This window comes from Ancylomarina longa (genome assembly GCF_003996985.1).
GTDB lineage: Bacteria > Bacteroidota > Bacteroidia > Bacteroidales > Marinifilaceae > Ancylomarina_A > Ancylomarina_A longa.
Genome location: NZ_RJJX01000024.1, coordinates 30,303 through 47,745, shown reverse-complemented (window position 1 = coordinate 47,745; position 17,443 = coordinate 30,303). Strand labels below are relative to the sequence as shown.

Annotated in this window: 14 protein-coding genes; 9 read left to right on the top strand and 5 right to left on the bottom strand. The window is 35.6% G+C overall.

The annotated features are described in order from the left end of the window. Window positions 1-96 precede the first annotated feature (96 nt). On the top strand, window positions 97-1,035 hold the full coding sequence (locus DLK05_RS13890; protein ID WP_127344613.1) for a metallophosphoesterase: 939 nt from the start codon (window positions 97-99) through the stop codon (window positions 1,033-1,035). Here DLK05_RS13890 and DLK05_RS13885 read toward each other — a convergent pair. After that, window positions 1,032-1,421, bottom strand: coding sequence for a DUF7670 domain-containing protein (locus tag DLK05_RS13885; protein ID WP_127344612.1), 390 nt, complete (start codon window positions 1,419-1,421; stop codon window positions 1,032-1,034). The two genes, DLK05_RS13890 and DLK05_RS13885, sit on opposite strands and share 4 nt — an antisense overlap. 317 nt (window positions 1,422-1,738) lie before the next feature. Here DLK05_RS13885 and DLK05_RS13880 point away from each other — a divergent pair, with 317 nt between their 5' ends. Next, window positions 1,739-2,434, top strand: coding sequence for an HAD family hydrolase (locus DLK05_RS13880; RefSeq protein ID WP_127344611.1), 696 nt, complete (start codon window positions 1,739-1,741; stop codon window positions 2,432-2,434). A 43-nt stretch (window positions 2,435-2,477) separates the two neighbouring features. Here the strand turns inward: DLK05_RS13880 and DLK05_RS13875 are convergent, their stop codons facing one another. After that, window positions 2,478-3,053, bottom strand: coding sequence for a peptidylprolyl isomerase (locus DLK05_RS13875; RefSeq protein WP_127344610.1), 576 nt, complete (start codon window positions 3,051-3,053; stop codon window positions 2,478-2,480). A 191-nt stretch (window positions 3,054-3,244) separates the two neighbouring features. Between DLK05_RS13875 and DLK05_RS13870 the strand changes: the two genes are divergently transcribed. Continuing rightward, on the top strand, window positions 3,245-3,499 hold the full coding sequence (locus DLK05_RS13870) for a hypothetical protein (RefSeq protein ID WP_127344609.1): 255 nt from the start codon (window positions 3,245-3,247) through the stop codon (window positions 3,497-3,499). 305 nt (window positions 3,500-3,804) lie between these two features. After that, a complete protein-coding gene (sigZ, locus tag DLK05_RS13865) occupies window positions 3,805-4,362 on the top strand; it encodes an RNA polymerase sigma factor SigZ (RefSeq protein WP_127344608.1) in 558 nt (185 codons plus the stop codon). 108 nt (window positions 4,363-4,470) lie between these two features. Here sigZ and DLK05_RS13860 read toward each other — a convergent pair whose 3' ends face one another. Continuing rightward, window positions 4,471-5,619: a hypothetical protein gene (locus DLK05_RS13860; protein WP_127344607.1), complete on the bottom strand. Its 1,149-nt coding sequence runs from the start codon at window positions 5,617-5,619 to the stop codon at window positions 4,471-4,473. Window positions 5,620-7,227: 1,608 nt separating this feature from the next. On the opposite strand from DLK05_RS13860, the gene DLK05_RS13855 reads away from it, so the two are divergent. The 5 genes from DLK05_RS13855 (at window position 7,228) to DLK05_RS13835 (ending at window position 15,590) form a co-directional block, all read left to right on the top strand. Next, a complete protein-coding gene (locus tag DLK05_RS13855; RefSeq protein WP_127344606.1) occupies window positions 7,228-7,419 on the top strand; it encodes a hypothetical protein in 192 nt (63 codons plus the stop codon). A gap of 193 nt (window positions 7,420-7,612) precedes the next feature. Beyond that, window positions 7,613-8,539, top strand: a complete 927-nt coding sequence (locus DLK05_RS13850) for a carboxypeptidase-like regulatory domain-containing protein (RefSeq protein WP_127344605.1) — start codon at window positions 7,613-7,615, stop codon at window positions 8,537-8,539. A gap of 465 nt (window positions 8,540-9,004) precedes the next feature. Then, window positions 9,005-10,504 carry a DNA recombination protein RmuC gene (locus tag DLK05_RS13845; protein ID WP_127344604.1) on the top strand — a complete coding sequence of 500 codons (1,500 nt, stop codon included), beginning with the start codon at window positions 9,005-9,007 and terminating at the stop codon, window positions 10,502-10,504. Window positions 10,505-10,807: 303 nt separating this feature from the next. After that, entirely contained in the window at window positions 10,808-15,058 is a 4,251-nt protein-coding gene (locus DLK05_RS13840) for a DEAD/DEAH box helicase (protein WP_127344603.1), read from the top strand. Then, on the top strand, window positions 15,042-15,590 hold the full coding sequence (locus DLK05_RS13835; protein WP_127344602.1) for a hypothetical protein: 549 nt from the start codon (window positions 15,042-15,044) through the stop codon (window positions 15,588-15,590). Before DLK05_RS13840 ends, DLK05_RS13835 begins: the two co-directional genes overlap by 17 nt. A gap of 598 nt (window positions 15,591-16,188) precedes the next feature. On the opposite strand, the gene DLK05_RS13830 is transcribed toward DLK05_RS13835, so the two are convergent. Together DLK05_RS13830 and DLK05_RS13825 are read right to left on the bottom strand one after the other, a co-directional pair. Then, window positions 16,189-16,530 carry a phage integrase N-terminal SAM-like domain-containing protein gene (locus DLK05_RS13830; RefSeq protein WP_209319886.1) on the bottom strand — a complete coding sequence of 114 codons (342 nt, stop codon included), beginning with the start codon at window positions 16,528-16,530 and terminating at the stop codon, window positions 16,189-16,191. 141 nt (window positions 16,531-16,671) lie between these two features. Further along, a complete protein-coding gene (locus tag DLK05_RS13825; RefSeq protein ID WP_127344600.1) occupies window positions 16,672-17,415 on the bottom strand; it encodes a slipin family protein in 744 nt (247 codons plus the stop codon). Window positions 17,416-17,443 lie beyond the last annotated feature (28 nt).

Here is a 17,443-nt window from a genome sequence, read left to right as displayed (position 1 = left end):
CTATCCCTAACAAAAAGCTTAAATTGCAATGCTGTTGATGATAGAAATTAAGATGCTAATTCATACTTTTGAAATCTAATAAAAGGATTTAAAAACGTGTACGATATAATAGGAGACATTCACGGGGAAGCGCTTACGCTGGAACATATGCTTTTGAGTTTGGGCTATGCGGAAGGAGAGGAAGGTTTTTTTCATCAGGAAAGGAAAGCAATTTTTGTGGGAGATTTTATGGATAGAGGACCAGAAATTATGAGGGGACTCTCCATTGTGAAAAAGATGGTAGATCATGGCAATGCGTATGCTATTGTGGGAAATCATGAATTGAATGTATTGGCTTATTATACCAAAGATGAAGATGGCATTTATCTTCGGGAACACAATCTGAAGAATAGAACTCAAATCAAGAAATCCTACGAAGAATTTAAGACAGATAATGTCAAGCGAAAGAAATATTTGAAATGGTTGCGTTCTCTGCCTATTTATTTAGAATTAGATGATTTTAGGGTGATTCATGCCTGTTGGGATCATGATGCTATTAAACTTCTGAAAAAAGAGAATCCGGAGAATCGTTTGAGTAAGCCATTTCTGAGACAGATTTATTTTGAACGCGGCAAGCTGTTTAAAGCTACCATGTTGCTATTAAAGGGAAGAGAATTTTCACTGCCCGGCGATTTGGTTTTAAAAGATGGCTACGGTTTTAAGCGTACTGCTTATCGGATTAAATGGTGGGAACCAATGAATGGTAAAAGCTTTGAAGATATATCCTACGGGAATCGGTTTCATCTTCCCAATTATACCATCCCTGATCAATTGTGCTATGATATTCCCTTATATCCAACAGATGAAAAACCTGTGTTCTTTGGGCATTATTGCATGAATGAGAAAGCAGGCATTGTGCGTGATAATTTGTGCTGCGTTGATGGATGTGTGGCTAATGGTGGCAGTTTGGTAGCTTACCGTTGGAATGGTTCCGTAAAACTACAACAAGAGGGATTGATTCGTGTAGAAAGAGTGAAGAAGAGCAGGGTACTTTAATCGCCTATTATTTTCTTTTTACACATTTTCCAGTAAATCAAAAATAGGATTCCTGTTAAGGAGAGTGGAATTAGTAAGAAAAGGACATCCCATCGGTGGGTGTCGATAAATCCGAAAAGGGTAATTCCGATACTGCTAATAAGTAGGATTAATCCTCCCAAACCGACTTTCCAGAAGGAGAGAAGGAATCCCAAACCATAGGTGAGAGAGAAGGCATAAAAAGCAAACAGCCAAATTTCGTTATACGATTCGTGTGCTGAAATCATGGCAATGAATTCGGGTACCATAAAAAGAAGGAAAATACCTGTAATCAAAAATCCAATTAATCGGGCTACTAGTAGTAAAAAACGGGAAGGACTATCCTGGTATTGCTTTCTTTTTTCCATATCGATAAACGTTTGTATGGTGCTGAATAAAAATATTATACATCAGCTTTACATTCAATTTAATGATTTTTTCTACTGATGTCCAATTTCTTTTTATGTTCTGAGCCAATATCATCGTAAAATTGAAGGTCTATTTGTCTATTGGCTTCGTGGATATAAATTAACGGAAACAGCCGGTAAATGTTTCAGGTATTCATTAAAATACATTTGTATAGTTTGTTTTTCCAGTATGAAATGAATGCTTGGTTAAAAGATAGTTAAGCTTATATTTGTGGTGTCGTTGTACGACTATACTAAGAGATATTAGAAGAAATAGAATGGATAAAATAAAAGTAATTGGTTTTGATGCGGATGATACCCTTTGGGTAAACGAACCTTATTTTAGGGAAACGGAATCGAAATTCTGTAATCTCTTAAAGAATGGGATGGGGCTGGAGGAAGTAACAGAGAAGCTTTTTGAGATAGAAATCGGAAATATTCCTCTTTACGGATATGGAACCAAAGGCTTTGTATTATCGATGATAGAAACAGGATTAAAGATTACCAAAGGGAATATTCTTGCAGAGAAAATCCAGGCGATTCTCGAATTGGGAAAAGCACAAATGAATAAGCCTATAGAGTTACTCGACGGAGTAGTGGAGGTTTTGGAGAATCTGAAGGATAAGTATCGTTTGATTGTTGCCACCAAAGGGGATTTACTCGATCAGGAAAGGAAATTGAAAAAGTCTGGTTTGCTAAAATATTTTCATCATATCGAAGTGATGAGCGATAAGCAAATAGAAGATTATCAAAAATTAATAAAGCATTTAGATGTGAAGCCCGAAGAATTACTGATGGTGGGGAATTCTTTAAAATCAGATATTCTTCCGGTATTGCAATTGGGGGGAAATGCGGTGCACGTTCCTTATCATACTACATGGGAACACGAGAAGGTCGGTAATACAGAAATCCAAGATGCCAGCTATACCGAAATCAGAAATATTCGGGAATTGATAGCCTTGCTACCGGTTTAACTTAGGTAGATAATTCGCAGAGGAATGGTTTGGGATAAGCAAACTATTTCCTGGTAATCGAATAGATTTTCACCGGTACTATTAGCATTTGCTCCTGATCTTTAAGTTGCTGAATGGCTCTCACAACCTCCATTCCTTTTGTTACTTTTCCGAAAGTAGCAAAACCCTGTCCATCCGGATTCCGATGTCCCATATAATCGAGTTCGGGTTGATCTCCCACGCAGATAAAGAATTCAGTAGAGGCAGTTCCCGGTTCCGATCGGGCCATGGAAATCACTCCATTGCGATGAAGTATGCCCGTTTGCTGGGTTGTCTCGTGAGGAATCACAGGCATTTTATCCACAATAGAATCCTGAAACAATCCCCCTTGAATTACTTCAATTTTAACCTGATTAAAAGGTTGATTGTCCATTCGCACCACACGGTAAAAACAGGCATCCTTAAATACATTCTGATCTACATTAGATAAAAAATGCTTTGCTGTTATGGGGGCTTTACTTTCATAAATCTCCAATTCGATATTCCCCTTAGAGGTAGCAATTACCACCTTAGGATTTTGAGCCTTGGAGTAGGGAGTGAGAAAATATAGTAGGATCAGAAGGGAAAGTAAATGTTTCATAATTTGTTTGGTTTTAGGCTTGTTGTATGCAGGTGTAATTTCGCAAGCATCAAGGGAATATACAAGCACTTCGGAAAATAAATCAGGCAGAGATTAATTTTCATCTTTTTTCTGCATCCATTTGGCAAAACCTGCGTCTACCCAAATAGAATTAGAAAATCATTTAATAAAATTGATAAACTTTTAAGGATATGAATAAGGATTGTTGTGGATCTCAACTGTATCATACAGGAGTATGTTGTAACGATGAGGAAGTAAAAGCAGAATTGGTGAATCAGGTGATGAATGCGCCGGAAGAAAAAGCATTGAAAGACTGTGCTTGTCAGGGATTGGGACCTTGTCAGTGTCCGCCCGAAGAGAAAAAAGAAGAGGTGATTCCGGAGCAATTCAGAGATCTAAAATACATACAAAGCGAATGCGGTTGCGGTGGCAATTGCGGATGTTAATATTATTTGGCTGTAAAATATTCCCTTTCGGGGATAGTAGAACACACCCCTTTTCATCTGGTATGAAAAGGGGTGTAGTTTGTTCATACAAGATCGATTCAAAGGATCTTCGAAGTTGGCAAATAGTTTTTCCGAATATTGATCTATCCCATTAGGGGATTTAGAAATAGGTGTTTGAAAGCTTATCACCATGTTAATACCAGATAGAGATGATTCTGGTGAATTATTTAGAATGAATATAGATTATATCTTCTTTTTTGTATTTTTGCTAAGCGAAAGGCAAGAATAAAAAAGCGAATTACAATATGGTAGAACATCTCTGGAGAACATACCACAAACAGTTATTATCCTTTATTCAGAAAAGAGTAGCTGATTCGGCTACTGCTGAGGATATATTGCAGGAGGTGTTTATCAAGATTCATACTTGCATAGATAGCTTGCAGGAAGGCCGAAAGGTAAAAGCCTGGTTGTTTCAGATTACCCGAAATACGATTATCGATTACTACCGCAGATCGAATGATGTTACGGACCTGAATAGTCCGCTCCAAGATTTGGAGGATGAAAACAACCCGGATGCCTTAACTGATATTCAGACCTGCATCTTACCGATGATAAAATCCTTACCCGAGACTTACCGCGATGCCTTACTCCTTTCGGAATTGAATGGCTTGAGCCAAAAACAACTGGCAGACAAATTGCATATTTCCTATTCTGCGGCTAAATCAAGGGTGCAACGGGGCCGTAATCTTTTAAAGGAAGCGCTTCGTAAATGCTGTAGTTTCGAACAGGATTCCACCGGTAAAATTATCGATTACGAAAAAAAAGTAAGCAGTTGCGATAATTGCAGGGAGACTAATTTATAAGGGCGCAAGGATGAGAGGAGGCATAAGGAAAAAACAACGGATTCTGAAGCGAGCTCAGAATCCGTTAATATTTCTTTTAAAACAATTTCTTTCGATGTAGTCTCTCCATTAATAACGCTTATAGAATCGGCTGATCTCAGCAGTTAGTTGGGTGTAAATCGGTTTGGTGAATTCTACAAATAAATCCTGACGAGCAGGAGGAAGTATCGGCTCTTGCTTGCAGATTTCCAGTTCTTCGTTGGTGAGGGCTCTTTCATCCCCATTAAAATGACCCCATTCCTCAAACCAAACATATTTGCCTCCCATTTGCTTATTCTCCAATAGTTTCTGATTGCTGTATTCTTCAATCTGAAGAGAAAGCAGACCTTTTGAAATTACTTCGCGACGATGGATGTGCAGCTTGGCTTTCACTTTATTGAATACCTTCACTTTTTCACCGTTCTTTAGCGTGGTGCTGCCTACTTCAACACTATCGGTACTAATCACTTCCCGTTCTATGTCCGTATCGTGCGTTTCCCCAACTACAAAATCCTCGAAACGCATAGCGATAACCTGATCGGGATATTCCAAGCCTTCTAACTTAGCTTGTTTGGGAGTGTAGAATCGTACAAATTTTTGTTTGATATTGTGAAAGATATATTGCGTTACCTGATCCTGAAAGAAAGCTGCGCTTAACTGATACTTTGTCGATTGAATGGGAATGTGTTCAATAATCACCTTAAGGGTTGCCTGATATTCAGCCTCGCGAATCTTCTCCTTCACATCCTTATAGTTCGGAACAAATTGATTTGCTCTCACGAAAAGCCGGTAAGCATGTTTGGCATCCTCACGAGTTTGTTTCGCTAATTGCTGAATTCCTGCCTGATAACATTCGGGAGCAGCCTCTTGTCTGGCTAGATCCTCTTCCTGTCGGAACAATTGCACATTTGGAAGTAAATGCAAAGCAGCCGGACATCGGTTTATTTCGTTATACATGCTGTTCAGACTTTGATAGTATCCTACTGTCTTGGTGTGTTTAAACGGATCGGATGATTGCAAGGAGGCAGCAATTTGATTTTTGTACCAGTTTACAGCCAAAGGATAACTCTCGAGAAGTGTTTGCTGAGCTTTCGATTTATCCGGGTTCGATCGCAATCGATCAATTGATTTAATTACTGCATGGTAATAGTCACCTTTTTGAAGTGCTTTTTCTCCCGAACTACAAGCTGTAGCTATAAGGATGAAAGCGAATAGTGCGTATTGGATGGTTTTATTCATAAGTGTGGGTTTTGATTTGTGTGCAAAAATAATTTATAATTCGATACTACGACAGGGAAGCTATCAGGTTTCCAAATTTCTTTTTTCTGTATTAGAAAACTTCTCGTACACAATTGCAAATATCAAACCAAACTAATGCTCGGGGTATGATCGTGACTTTATACACCGGAGTTGCAACAGAAAGACTACACCTTATTCCTCTCCTGAAAAGGAAAGGAGAAAATAGTTTCAAGAAAAATAGAAATATAGATTTGTGTGTTGTACTGGTTTACAGGCTCAATTTGAGAACATACTTAAAATATTGCTGACCTAGCGAGCGTGGCAATCTATCCGAACACTACCAAACAAATAAGAAATTGCAATTAGCAACGGATCGCCACAGTCGCGTAATGCTCCTTCACGATGACAGCTGATTTTGATTATTGGAGATATGGTAATCTGTTTCTCCAAAGCTGTCATTGCGAGGCGAAGGCACGGAGCCGTGGCAATCTCCAACAAACTGCACCTGCGCTAATTCAAACCTGACCTAACGAATGTAGCGTGGCAATCCGTACGAACACTGCCAAATCCAAAACAATTGCAATTAGCTTCGCATTTAGTAGAGCCTGAAAGGCTCTAATCTCCTAACCAGGGGCATCGCCCCTAGTTATAGTACATTAGCCCTTCAGGCTATGGGATTAGCTGACTGAAGTGATGCTTTAGTGTGAAATGATTCTTTGCGACGGAATAGGAAATCTGTTCAGAGATAGGAGTGTAATGCTTTCGTTCATTTTGCCTTGATGCAAAAAGAACCAAAAAATCAAGAAAAAAATATGCTATCCTCACACTCTGGATATTCTTAACGACTTTATCCGGTTAGCGGAAAAGTCTAAATATCCATTCACTCCACCGCCGGCCCGCATTTTTTTCAGGCCAGCGCGCATCAGCACATCAGCAGACTGCTCCATTTCTTTAGAGCATCTCCAACAAACTGCACATGCGCTAATTCATAGTTGTCATTGTGAGCGCAGCGTGGCAATCTGCCCAAACATTGCCAAATTCAAAGTAATTGCAATTAGCTTCGTATTAGTAGAGCCTGAAAGGCTCCAATACCATAGCCCGGGATAAAGGAGCATTAAGCGACTGCCATCCCGGGTAGGGAATTCCAATCATCTCGTCGCGCGTATTTATCTTGATTAGAGGTAATTGGATTCTTCGCGACGGAGTAGGAAATAGCACAAAGAATGTATAGAATATCTATCAGAAGCGTAAATAGGAGAGAGAAGCGGATAAAGAAAAGCCTGGTGGAAAGGACAGATAAAAGGAACGCGGGAAGCTAGTCGTACTGTTACATGTAATGATAAAAGTGGTGAGAGTAATGATGAGGGGGCTGTAGTGTAATGATAGGGGTAGTGTAGTGTAATGATGGGAGTGCTGTAGTGTAATGATAAGAGGCCTGTAGTGTAATGATGGGAGTGCTGTAGTGTAATGATAAAAGAGGTGAGTGTAATGATGAGAGTAGTGTAGTGTAATGATAAAAGACGTGAGTGTAATGATAAGGGTAGTGTAGTGTAATGATAAAAGAGGTGAGCGTAATGATAAGAGCAGTGGAAAGTAAAGAGAACAGACGTGAGTGTAATGATAAGTGTAGTGGAAAGTGAAGCGGAAAGAAAAAAACTAAAGAGAATCAGAAAAAGCGTAAAGCAAAAGAAATTGCGAATACATAGTAGGGGAGTGGAAAGGACAGAGGATTGTAAAGAAAGTGAAGCAAAGGGGAAGCGAAAGTATAGTAAGATGTTGGGCGAGTGTAGCTATGTATAATGAAATGTAAAGCCAGAATGTGGGAATGCAGAAAACCAGAAACATTATAATATGCGAAATATGCCAACAAGGATTTCGAATATCATGTAGGTACTTCGAACCTTTAACTCTTATTATACTTGCTGTTATAGGGGTTTAGCCAGAATAGCAAGTAGTACTAATCAAATTTTTTCTTGTGTTTAAAAAAATATATATGAACACTTTTGAAATAAAGCAATACCGCCAAATGAAAGATTTGGTGGAGTTTGGAGAACAAAACCAGACTAAATTGGGCGAGGATACCACCTTCACCCAGGTAATGACTACCATTAAGGGTATCAAAACAGAGTTTGATAATTTGATTCCCATGCTCGGAATCAAGAGTAAATCCGAAACCGAAGAAAAGCAGATGTCTCGAAAAAATTTAGAGAAGATATGCTTTAATCTGTCGGGATTGCTCGTTAGCTATGGCAATTTAAAATCGGTGGAAATCTTTCGTAATATCACCGGATATACAATGACTAATCTCCAAAGAGTACCTTCGGAGCAAGTACTCTTGAATGCACAGAAATTACAAGGTATATGTGCCGATAATGCCGGGGAAGCCACATTGGCAGGAATTGACGAAGAAGCTGGAACTGCCTTGTCTGCGGCAATCGCTGACTTCGATCAAAAGATTAATGATCCGCAGGAATTCCGCATACAACATAGGGAGCTGCGGAAAGGTATTGATCAAAAGTTGGAGCAATACAACGACTTGCTTAACAATGTGTTGAAACTGTATGTGCGCAGTAAATACGCCGAAAGCGATGCTGCCTTGTATCAGGATTTTCTGAGCAGCATCGAAATCTCCGGAAGCATGGTTCGCACAAGAGCCATTCAGGGTATATTCACCGATGCTGTGAACGGAAAGCCAATACGTCGTGTTCGGGTAAGTATCGACGGACAAAAACCTCAGGTAAAGGGTGGCGAAAAAGGCGGTTATTTCATTACAAACCTAAGTCCGGGGATGCACGAAATAGCCTTTAGCCGAAGTGCTTACGTCACCGTAGTGAAAAAGCTGGTGATACTGCCCGATCAACCTATTGTACTGGATGTTGCATTTACACCAGTGCAAATTGAAGAAGCTAGCATGTCCTAGCCAATCGTAAATGAAAATGTTTTCGCAGCTTATATGTTTTAGGCTGCCGACTAGTTCGGCAGCCTATTTTTATTAGTGTAAATCTTATTTAAAATGATTCTATGATCATAATTTGATAAAAGAGGGTACTATATTAAATTATATATTTAATTTTAGGGGGCTTTTAGAAAACATACTAAATGCGAAAGGGGAGATTAGACTAGGCGATTTCGCACATACTAACAACTTAGCGGGAGTAAGGAATAGGTTTGAGATTTATACAGGAAGGTTTGGGGTAGGGAAGTTCGAAAACAACAGAAATATACTCCTGTATCAAAAACCGATTTCTGTAAGATTAAAAATCCTATTGAAGATTTAATAAACGCATCTTAGAAAAACATATAAATTCAGCCTATAAAAGAAATATAAACGTAACGAGTTACTTATACACAATCGTTGTAGCCAATACAAGAAAAAGAAAATACTATGATAGAAACATTATTAATAACATTGATAGTCCTTGCGGTAGCAAATATTGTAATTGGATTAAAAAAGAAAGTTACTCTTGATATTAAACCTCAGTTAAAAGATGTTGAAGAATCCATTTTAAAGTTTGATACAACTTTAGAGCGAACTGAAAAATCAATCAAAGATGAGTTTCAAAGAAATAGGTCAGAAACCAATGATATTTCAAAAACAAACAGAGATGAATTAACAAAATCACTTAGTTTATTTGGAGAACAATTTTCTAAAAATGTTAAGGAATTGAATGACTTACTGAATGAAAAATTTGCAGTTCAGAATAAACAGCAAATCGAATTTAATAAGCAAACAAGTGATAGTACAAAAGAAAACAGAGATGAATTATCGAAATCACTAAAATCATTTGAAGAAAATTTTTCAGAGAATATTAAAAATTTGAATGACCTATTAAGACAAAATTTTGGAGATTTCAATAAACAACAAATTGATTTAAATAAACGGGCAACAGAAAACATAAAAGATGTAGAAAAAACAATTGAAAAAAATCTTAAATCAATCAGAGAAGATAATACCACTCAACTCAATGAAATGAGAAAAACAGTAGATGAAAAACTTCAAACTACTTTAGAAAAACGATTGGGCGAATCATTCAAACAAGTAAGTGATAGATTAGAACAAGTTCATAAAGGATTAGGTGAAATGCAAAATATCGCAACGGGAGTTGGAGATTTGAAGAAAGTTTTATCTAATGTTAAAACAAGAGGTGTACTTGGAGAATATCAACTCGAAAATATATTAGAACAAATATTAACTCCTGACCAATACGCAAAAAATGTTGCAACTAAAAAAGGTAGCCAAGCCAATGTTGAGTTTGCATTAAAATTACCTGGAAAAGAATCAGGGAAGGAAGTATGGTTGCCAATTGATTCTAAATTCCCGATTGAGGATTACGATAGACTTCTTAACGCATTCGATAAAGGAGAAAAAGAAGATATAGAATCCGCTCAAAAAATTTTAATAAAAAAGATTGAAAGTTTCGCTAAAGATATAAGTGATAAATATATTGACCCACCTCATACAACAGACTTTGGTATAATGTTTTTACCAGTTGAAAGTTTATATGCAGAAGTATTGAGACATCCCGGATTATTTGAAATACTTCAAAGAAAGTATAAAATAACAGTTACTGGACCAACGACATTATCTGCATTATTAAACAGTTTACAAATGGGATTTAGAACACTTGCCGTTCAAAAAAGAAGTAGTGAGGTCTGGGACATATTAAAAGCAGTGAAATTTGAATTTAAAGAATTTTCAGGTGTTTTAACAAAAGTACACAAACAAATAAATACTGCTTCTGGTACACTTGATACATTACGTACAACAAGAACAAATGTAATGGAAAGAAAACTTAAAGACGTTGAAACTTTTACAGCACTTGAATCGAAAGAAATTTTGGAATTACCTGATAATAATCTAATTGAAGAATCTAATGAAGTGTAAGTACTGGCTACAACACGCAATATAAAAAATTGGGCAGAAAGTAGTAAATATAAACGAATTAGCAATAAAAAAACGGTATCTTAAATTGAAAGATTGTGGTTTAAAAATGCCCAAAATTTCATATTGCCACCGTTAGGCACAAGCAAAACAGAGACCGAGAATGATAAATTTGCTACAAGAAAATAAAGAAATGGAAAGCCACCGCACAAATTGCACATTTGGTTTTTTGCCGCCACACTGGCAAACGCAAAAAAACCAAAAGAGCAATTTCTTGCCAACGCTCAATATCGACAGTTGGACTTTATGAAACAATTACAAGCAGGATATATAATAGATAGCATTGAAGAATATTTATCAAAATCATTTGGTAAAGAAAAAGTTGATGGGCTATTAAAACAACTTTCGTTTTTTGATACTGACATCCAAACATCAATATCCAATGAAATTCAAAATCCTGAACAAATCCTTTTTGTTGCAAACAATATTCTTTCAAGGGGATTGCCAACAAGGATAAGTTTGCACCTTGAACAAACAATCCTCAATACGTTCAATATTGGTACATTAAACAAAAAACAGTCTGAAATAGGTTCAATAAAATATGATTTAGATATACCAGAAGATTTTGGAGAAAAATTATTCAGAGCAATTCACATTATTGAACCAAGAATATCATTAAGTCAAATCAATAAATTAAAAATTGACACTTGGGAAAATCATTTAGGAAGCGAATTTGAAGAAGATTTTTTATATGATAAATTACCTAATATAGTAAATCCATTTTGGACACAAATAATTGAAAGTCAAAGAGAATTAGAAAACATTCTTAGATATTCAACATCGACAGAAGATGAAATTGATAAATTTCTTTCAGGTTCAATCAATCTCTTTAATGAGCAAATGATTGATTTTTCAATTGAATTTCCTTATCAAATACACAATCAACGTGGTTTAATAGTTGAAGTTGACGGAAGCCAACACGAAGAAAAAGTACAAAAAACAGTTGATGAAAACAGAGATAATGCCACTGAGAAAGCAAAATGGAAAAGAGCAATCCGAATAAAAACAAGAGAATGGTATCAAATTTCAGATAAACTTAAATTCTTTAAAGAACTTGAAAATGAAGATTATTTTAAGTTACTAAAATTAAACTATGCCAAACCACTATACAAAAGTGAGGAAGGTCTGACAGCATTGCAATTGTTGTTAGTGCCATTTGCGATTGCACGTATTCAGAAAGTAATAATCAATTTACTTTTAAGCAATCAATTAGACCTTTCAAAAGAAGAATGGAATATTGCTGTAATTGAAAGAGATATTACAGGTTCAAAATTGGCAATTGATGATTTTTTAACAACATTAGTAAACCTTATAAAACTAAAAGGAGAAAATTTCAATCTACCAAAAATCAACCTATTTGTTGAGAACACTGATGAATTTAAGAATGTTGATTTAAGTTGGACAAAACCTATTGACAGAAGCAAACAATTTGATTTATTCATTGATTTGTCAATATTGCAACGAAGTTTTTTACAGCCAATTGATAAGTCGATAAATGCTAATATAAAAGTAAATATTCGTTCTTCTCATTCACCCCAAACAAGCAGAAAATTTCTTACGACAGAACTAATTAAATACAAAGCATTAGGAAAAAAGAGCAGAAAAGAGAACAGATTTATTGAAAATGAAAATCAGGTAAAATATTTAGAAATATTTGTACAAGATATTTTTAGAAAAACCAGTTTTAGACCTGGACAAGTTGAAATTATTAATAGAGCAATTCAAACAAAAAGCGTTATTGGTCTTTTACCAACAGGCTCTGGTAAATCTTTGACTTATCAATTAACAGTATTGCTGCAACCGGGATTAGCAATTGTTGTTGACCCAATTAAATCTTTAATGAAAGACCAATATGAAGGTTTACTAAGAAATAAAATTGATTGTTCTGTCTATATTAATTCATCATTAACCCAAAAAGGTCGCCAGCTTGCAATTGATAAAATAAATAATGCAACAACTTTATTTGCATTTATTTCACCCGAAAGACTTCAAGACGATACTTTTAGAAAACAACTTATTGAGACAAGTGATTTTAATAAAAACTATTTCAGTTACTGTATTATAGACGAAGCACATTGTGTGTCTGAATGGGGACACGATTTTAGAACTTCATATTTGCGTTTAGGAGATAATGCAAGAAATTATTGCAAAACAAATACAGGAAAGGACATTCCATTTTTTGCACTAACAGCAACTGCATCGTATGATGTTTTGGCTGACATTCAAAGAGAATTAAAAATATTAGATGACAATGCAATTGTTAGATTAGAAAAACTGGATAGACCAGAATTGCAATTTGAGATAAAAGAAGTAGTTGCAGATATTAACTCTAACCAAGGATTAGGATTTCAAAATAAACAAGCACTTGGAGAAGCTAAACAAGCAAAATTAGTTTCGGAGATCTCAGAAATTCCAAAAGCTTACCAAAGTTTTATGGCTAATGAAAAAGTGGTGAATGAAGCATTAAGTTTTGGGTTAAACATTGTACCTGATAATTTTATAACAAACAACTTTTTCAATAAAACAGGTGACGAAAACAATGCAGGGTTGGTATTTTGCCCTCATAGAAAATGGTACTTTGGCGTTATGGATAACGCATCAAATATTTCACAAAATATTGGTGGTGTTTCTGTCGGTACTTTTATGGGAAGTAATGGAGAAGAAGAAAGAGATGAAACTAATGAAATAAGCCAGTCTGAATTTATTCAGAATAAAATGGATTTGTTAGTTGCTACTAAGGCTTTTGGAATGGGAATTGACAAGCCTAACATTAGATATGTAATGCATTTTAATTACCCGAGTTCAATAGAAAGTTATTATCAGGAAGCTGGACGTGCAGGACGTGACAGAAAAATTGCAATAGGTGTTATTTTATTTAATCAGCAAGAAGTTGAAACGGAAGATATTGTTCAAAAAGTAACAGAGAATGGCGAAATAACAGAAGAATTAGAAAGTTACCAAACTTCGATTGATAGAGATTTATTACAAAGTTTTCATCGTAATAATTTTAAGGGAATTGCAAAAGAGAAAATACTGTTAGCGGAATTATTAACAGAGATTAAGTTTCCTACAAAACGAATAATAAACCAGTTAGAAGATAGTATCATTGAAGAATTTGGAACTATTTTACAATTAAGAACATACACGAATAAAAATGGACGCTTAATTTTATACTTAAATCCAAATTACGGAAGCATTTATCTTGATAAAGAGCATCTGCCTTTTTATTCGGGAAATGATGCAACGCATCAAACAGCCGAAATTGCTAACTTCATTAAAGGTTACATTCAATCAAATAGACCTGATAATCAAACTGCATTTGATTGGTTAAACCAATTTACACAAACATCAAAACAAGATGGTATAGAAAAACTTCTTGGAAACCCAGATAAACCAGATGAATTTATAGTTGTAATTCCATTTGCAAATAATGCCAAGGAACAAATTGCGATGTTTTTACAAAGTAAGGGCATTGATATTTCTGAAAGAATGGTTGATGAAGCACAAAAATTCTGTCAGGATATTGACACATTTATAACTAACCTTGAAAAACAATATGCAAAGTTTAATAATTGGCAATCACTCAATATTCCTATTGAAATAAGACCAAAGCTGAAAAGTCTTTTTCTTCAAATTAGAGAAGAACAAGATACTTTCAAAGCCATTTACAGACTTTCAATAATAGGTGTAATAGATGATTATACAATTGATTATAAATCTGATACAATTTCTGCTCATATTAGCAGGAAAAGGAAAGGGCATTACACCAAGCAACTAAAAAAATATTTATTACAATACAATAGCATCGAAAAAGTAGAAGAACGATTACAGCGTTTGGAATTCTACAAAGGAAATTCGGAAATACAAAAGGGTCTTGGCTTTTTAATCAAGTTTATCTATGAAGAAATTGCAGAACAACGTAAAGAAGCAATTAAGGCAATGGAAGAAGCTTGTAAAATTGGACTTCAAGAAGATGGGAGCCAAAGGTTTAAAGAATTCATTGATTTGTATATGAATTCAAAGTATGCTCGTCCTGAATATTTACCTTCTGATACTGAAAAAGGATTGAAAGAAGATTTTGAAATTGTAAAAAAATATATGGAATTAGTTAGACAAGACCGTGGCGGTGAGATTAATAATTTAAAACATTTACGTGGTGCATCAACAGTTCTTTTAGTCCAACGACCTGATAACTACGTTTTCATTCTTCTAAAAGCATTTACAATATTTATTATCGAAAAGGAGAATGAAGATTTTATTAAAGAAGCTCAAACAGATTTTTTTAATGGCTTTATCAAATTGAGCAAAACTGAAAATGAAGATATTTTGTCTGTTACTGAAAAAGTTAACTATTTCAAAGAAAAACTATCTGATTTTGATACAGAATTAAATGTAAGCATTACAGAAATTGAAGATATATTGTATCATAAATTACATACAAATTGGATTGAAGATTTTAATACTAAATTTATAGGTGAGTATGAAAGAACAAATTAATGAGCAATTAGCATTACTTGAAAAAGAGTTATCCAGACTTAAAAAAGTTACGGATTACATTGATGATACGAAGAAAACAGCTCAGGTTGTTATTTCTGAACTTAAAGAAGTACAGGATAATTATTCAACATATACTGAAAAGATATTTGATTTATATAAAACATCGGTAGAGCAATTAAAAAAGGAGACTGAATTACAAATAAAAGAAGGTGTAATAAATTTTGAAACAACAGGTTCGCAGATTGACCAAACTAACAGAGAAAAGTTGGTTGAAACAAAAAGGTTGTTGGAGAACTACAGAAAAACTGTTGAGGCAACAAACGGACTTGTAAAAACACTTGAAGCTGTTGATTTTCCAACAAGATTGGATACTATTGACAAGAAAATCAGTAAAAATCTTGAAGAAATAAAACAAAGATTTAGTTTACAAGACAAACAAAATAAGGTAATAAAAATACTTCTGTTTGTGATTTTAGGATTAATTGGAATTGGTGGGTTAGGAGCACTTTTAATATGGATGAAAATAATATAGTCAGCCCTGAAAGCCATACATATTTGCAATTCACACGAGCCAACGCTACGACCAAAAATTGCAAAAGAGTATGTCTTGCCAACGCACAGGAAGAAATGAAAATTGCAGCAAATTTGAAAGATAAAATGACTGAAAACAAGGAATGCCAGTAGGTAATAAATAGAACTATGAGCGGTCTGCAAGACCCAGCGATGAGTACATGTTGAACTACATCCCGTGTTGCTTTGGATTTTCTATGCTTTTACCGACGATTTTTCTTGTATTTTGAAGTCTTCAGAGGGGGAGCTTACGTGAATCTGGTGCATTAATCTTCCTAATTTATGGATTTTCAACAGGCTGTACCGTTTGTAAAGCGATGAAAATCGAGAGATTAGTCCGTACAAATCCAGTCTTCATAAGAAAATGAAGATTTGAAACGAAATCATTCATATTATTGTAAAAAAAGGCGTTCATCAATTGGCGAATAGGGCGACCTGGTGAACGTATTCGAGGGAGCTCCCCTATAATATGCATTCGTCCGTGTTTGCATTTGGGGCATTTCGCAATATCAAAACCTGTGAGCCGTTTGATGCGCTCAAGCGATGTTTCGTTTTTATACTTAGTCAATAATCGTTTTTATTTCTCGTTTTAGGGATGGCAAAGCGATGGCTTTTTTATTCATTCCCAATAAGCGATAATAATACCGAAGTCCATACACCATGTGTTTAAAACTACTGCGCGATGGCGATTTGGGATCTCTGGTAAGAGTCACAAGATATTCGTTGATTTCATCCTCGCTGATCTGTTCGGGTAGGCGATTAAAGTGCAGAACAAACAAGGCAATCCGCCTGATGTAGTTGTTTAAAGTACTTTGACCTCGTAAGTCAACCTGATTGCTAAGTTTGGCAACAACCAAAGCAAATTCGGGAACCATAGCATTGGCAGATAATACTATACTCAAACAAAATAGCATTTAATCATTGGTTTAGTGGTTTGATACTTTAGTTCTTTAAGATGCCAAACGTTTCATATGTTAGTCGGTAGCCCACCACACAAATAAAAAGCCGGAATAAATCAATAAGCCATGAATACCATTCCCGGCTTATTCCTCTTCCTTGGTTTTTCTCGGCAATACCTCTTCGGGGAATGGGAAAAGAATAGTCGAATTCTTTTCCGAAGCTATATTTGCCAGGGTTTGATAAAGCCTTAATTTAATGGCTGAAGGCGATTTGTCGATGAGTTTACCGGCTGCCAATAAGTTTTCAGCAGCTTGTTCCTCGGCAAGGGCAAGGATGATTCTTGCTCTTCTCGATCTTTCTGCTTCGGCCTGATTCGCCATCATTCTTCTCATGTTTTCAGGCAATTGAATATCTTTAATTTTCACATCAATAATCATGATGCCCCATACCTTTGTTTCCCTTTCTACAATCGTTTTGATGTTTTTGCCCATTTCTTCCCGTTTTGATAGTATCGTATCCAGTTCCACCTTTCCACACACATCTCTCAAGGCAGCCTGGGCCAATTGCATGATGGCAAATTTATATTCTTCCACCTCTAAAACAGCCTTCTCGGGATTGTCGATTTTAAAAAACACTACCCCGTCTATTCTACAAGGCACATTATCTGCTGTCATCACTTCCTGAGAGTCGATATTGATGGTAATCACACGAATATCCACAATTTTAATGGTTTCCACTACGGGGATTACCCATCTAAAACCAGGTTCCAATATCTTGATATACTTACCAAATCTAAACTTTAAAGCTCTTTTGTATTCAAAAATAATACGGATCCCGCTTAACAGGAAAAAGACGAATAGGATGCTAATAGTCGACAGAAGATTCATAACTCTTGTTTTTAGATGATGAGTGCTA

Excerpts from the sequence above, each read along its gene's own strand:
- DLK05_RS13885 (WP_127344612.1), bottom strand. The coding sequence starts at position 1,421 with ATGGAAAAAAGAAAGCAATACCAGGATAGTCCTTCCCGTTTTTTACTA.
- DLK05_RS13880 (WP_127344611.1), top strand. The coding sequence starts at position 1,739 with ATGGATAAAATAAAAGTAATTGGTTTTGATGCGGATGATACCCTTTGG.
- DLK05_RS13875 (WP_127344610.1), bottom strand. The coding sequence starts at position 3,053 with ATGAAACATTTACTTTCCCTTCTGATCCTACTATATTTTCTCACTCCC.
- DLK05_RS13870 (WP_127344609.1), top strand. The coding sequence starts at position 3,245 with ATGAATAAGGATTGTTGTGGATCTCAACTGTATCATACAGGAGTATGT.
- sigZ (WP_127344608.1), top strand. The coding sequence starts at position 3,805 with ATGGTAGAACATCTCTGGAGAACATACCACAAACAGTTATTATCCTTT.
- DLK05_RS13860 (WP_127344607.1), bottom strand. The coding sequence starts at position 5,619 with ATGAATAAAACCATCCAATACGCACTATTCGCTTTCATCCTTATAGCT.
- DLK05_RS13850 (WP_127344605.1), top strand. The coding sequence starts at position 7,613 with ATGAACACTTTTGAAATAAAGCAATACCGCCAAATGAAAGATTTGGTG.
- DLK05_RS13845 (WP_127344604.1), top strand. The coding sequence starts at position 9,005 with ATGATAGAAACATTATTAATAACATTGATAGTCCTTGCGGTAGCAAAT.
- DLK05_RS13840 (WP_127344603.1), top strand. The coding sequence starts at position 10,808 with ATGAAACAATTACAAGCAGGATATATAATAGATAGCATTGAAGAATAT.
- DLK05_RS13835 (WP_127344602.1), top strand. The coding sequence starts at position 15,042 with ATGAAAGAACAAATTAATGAGCAATTAGCATTACTTGAAAAAGAGTTA.
- DLK05_RS13825 (WP_127344600.1), bottom strand. The coding sequence starts at position 17,415 with ATGAATCTTCTGTCGACTATTAGCATCCTATTCGTCTTTTTCCTGTTA.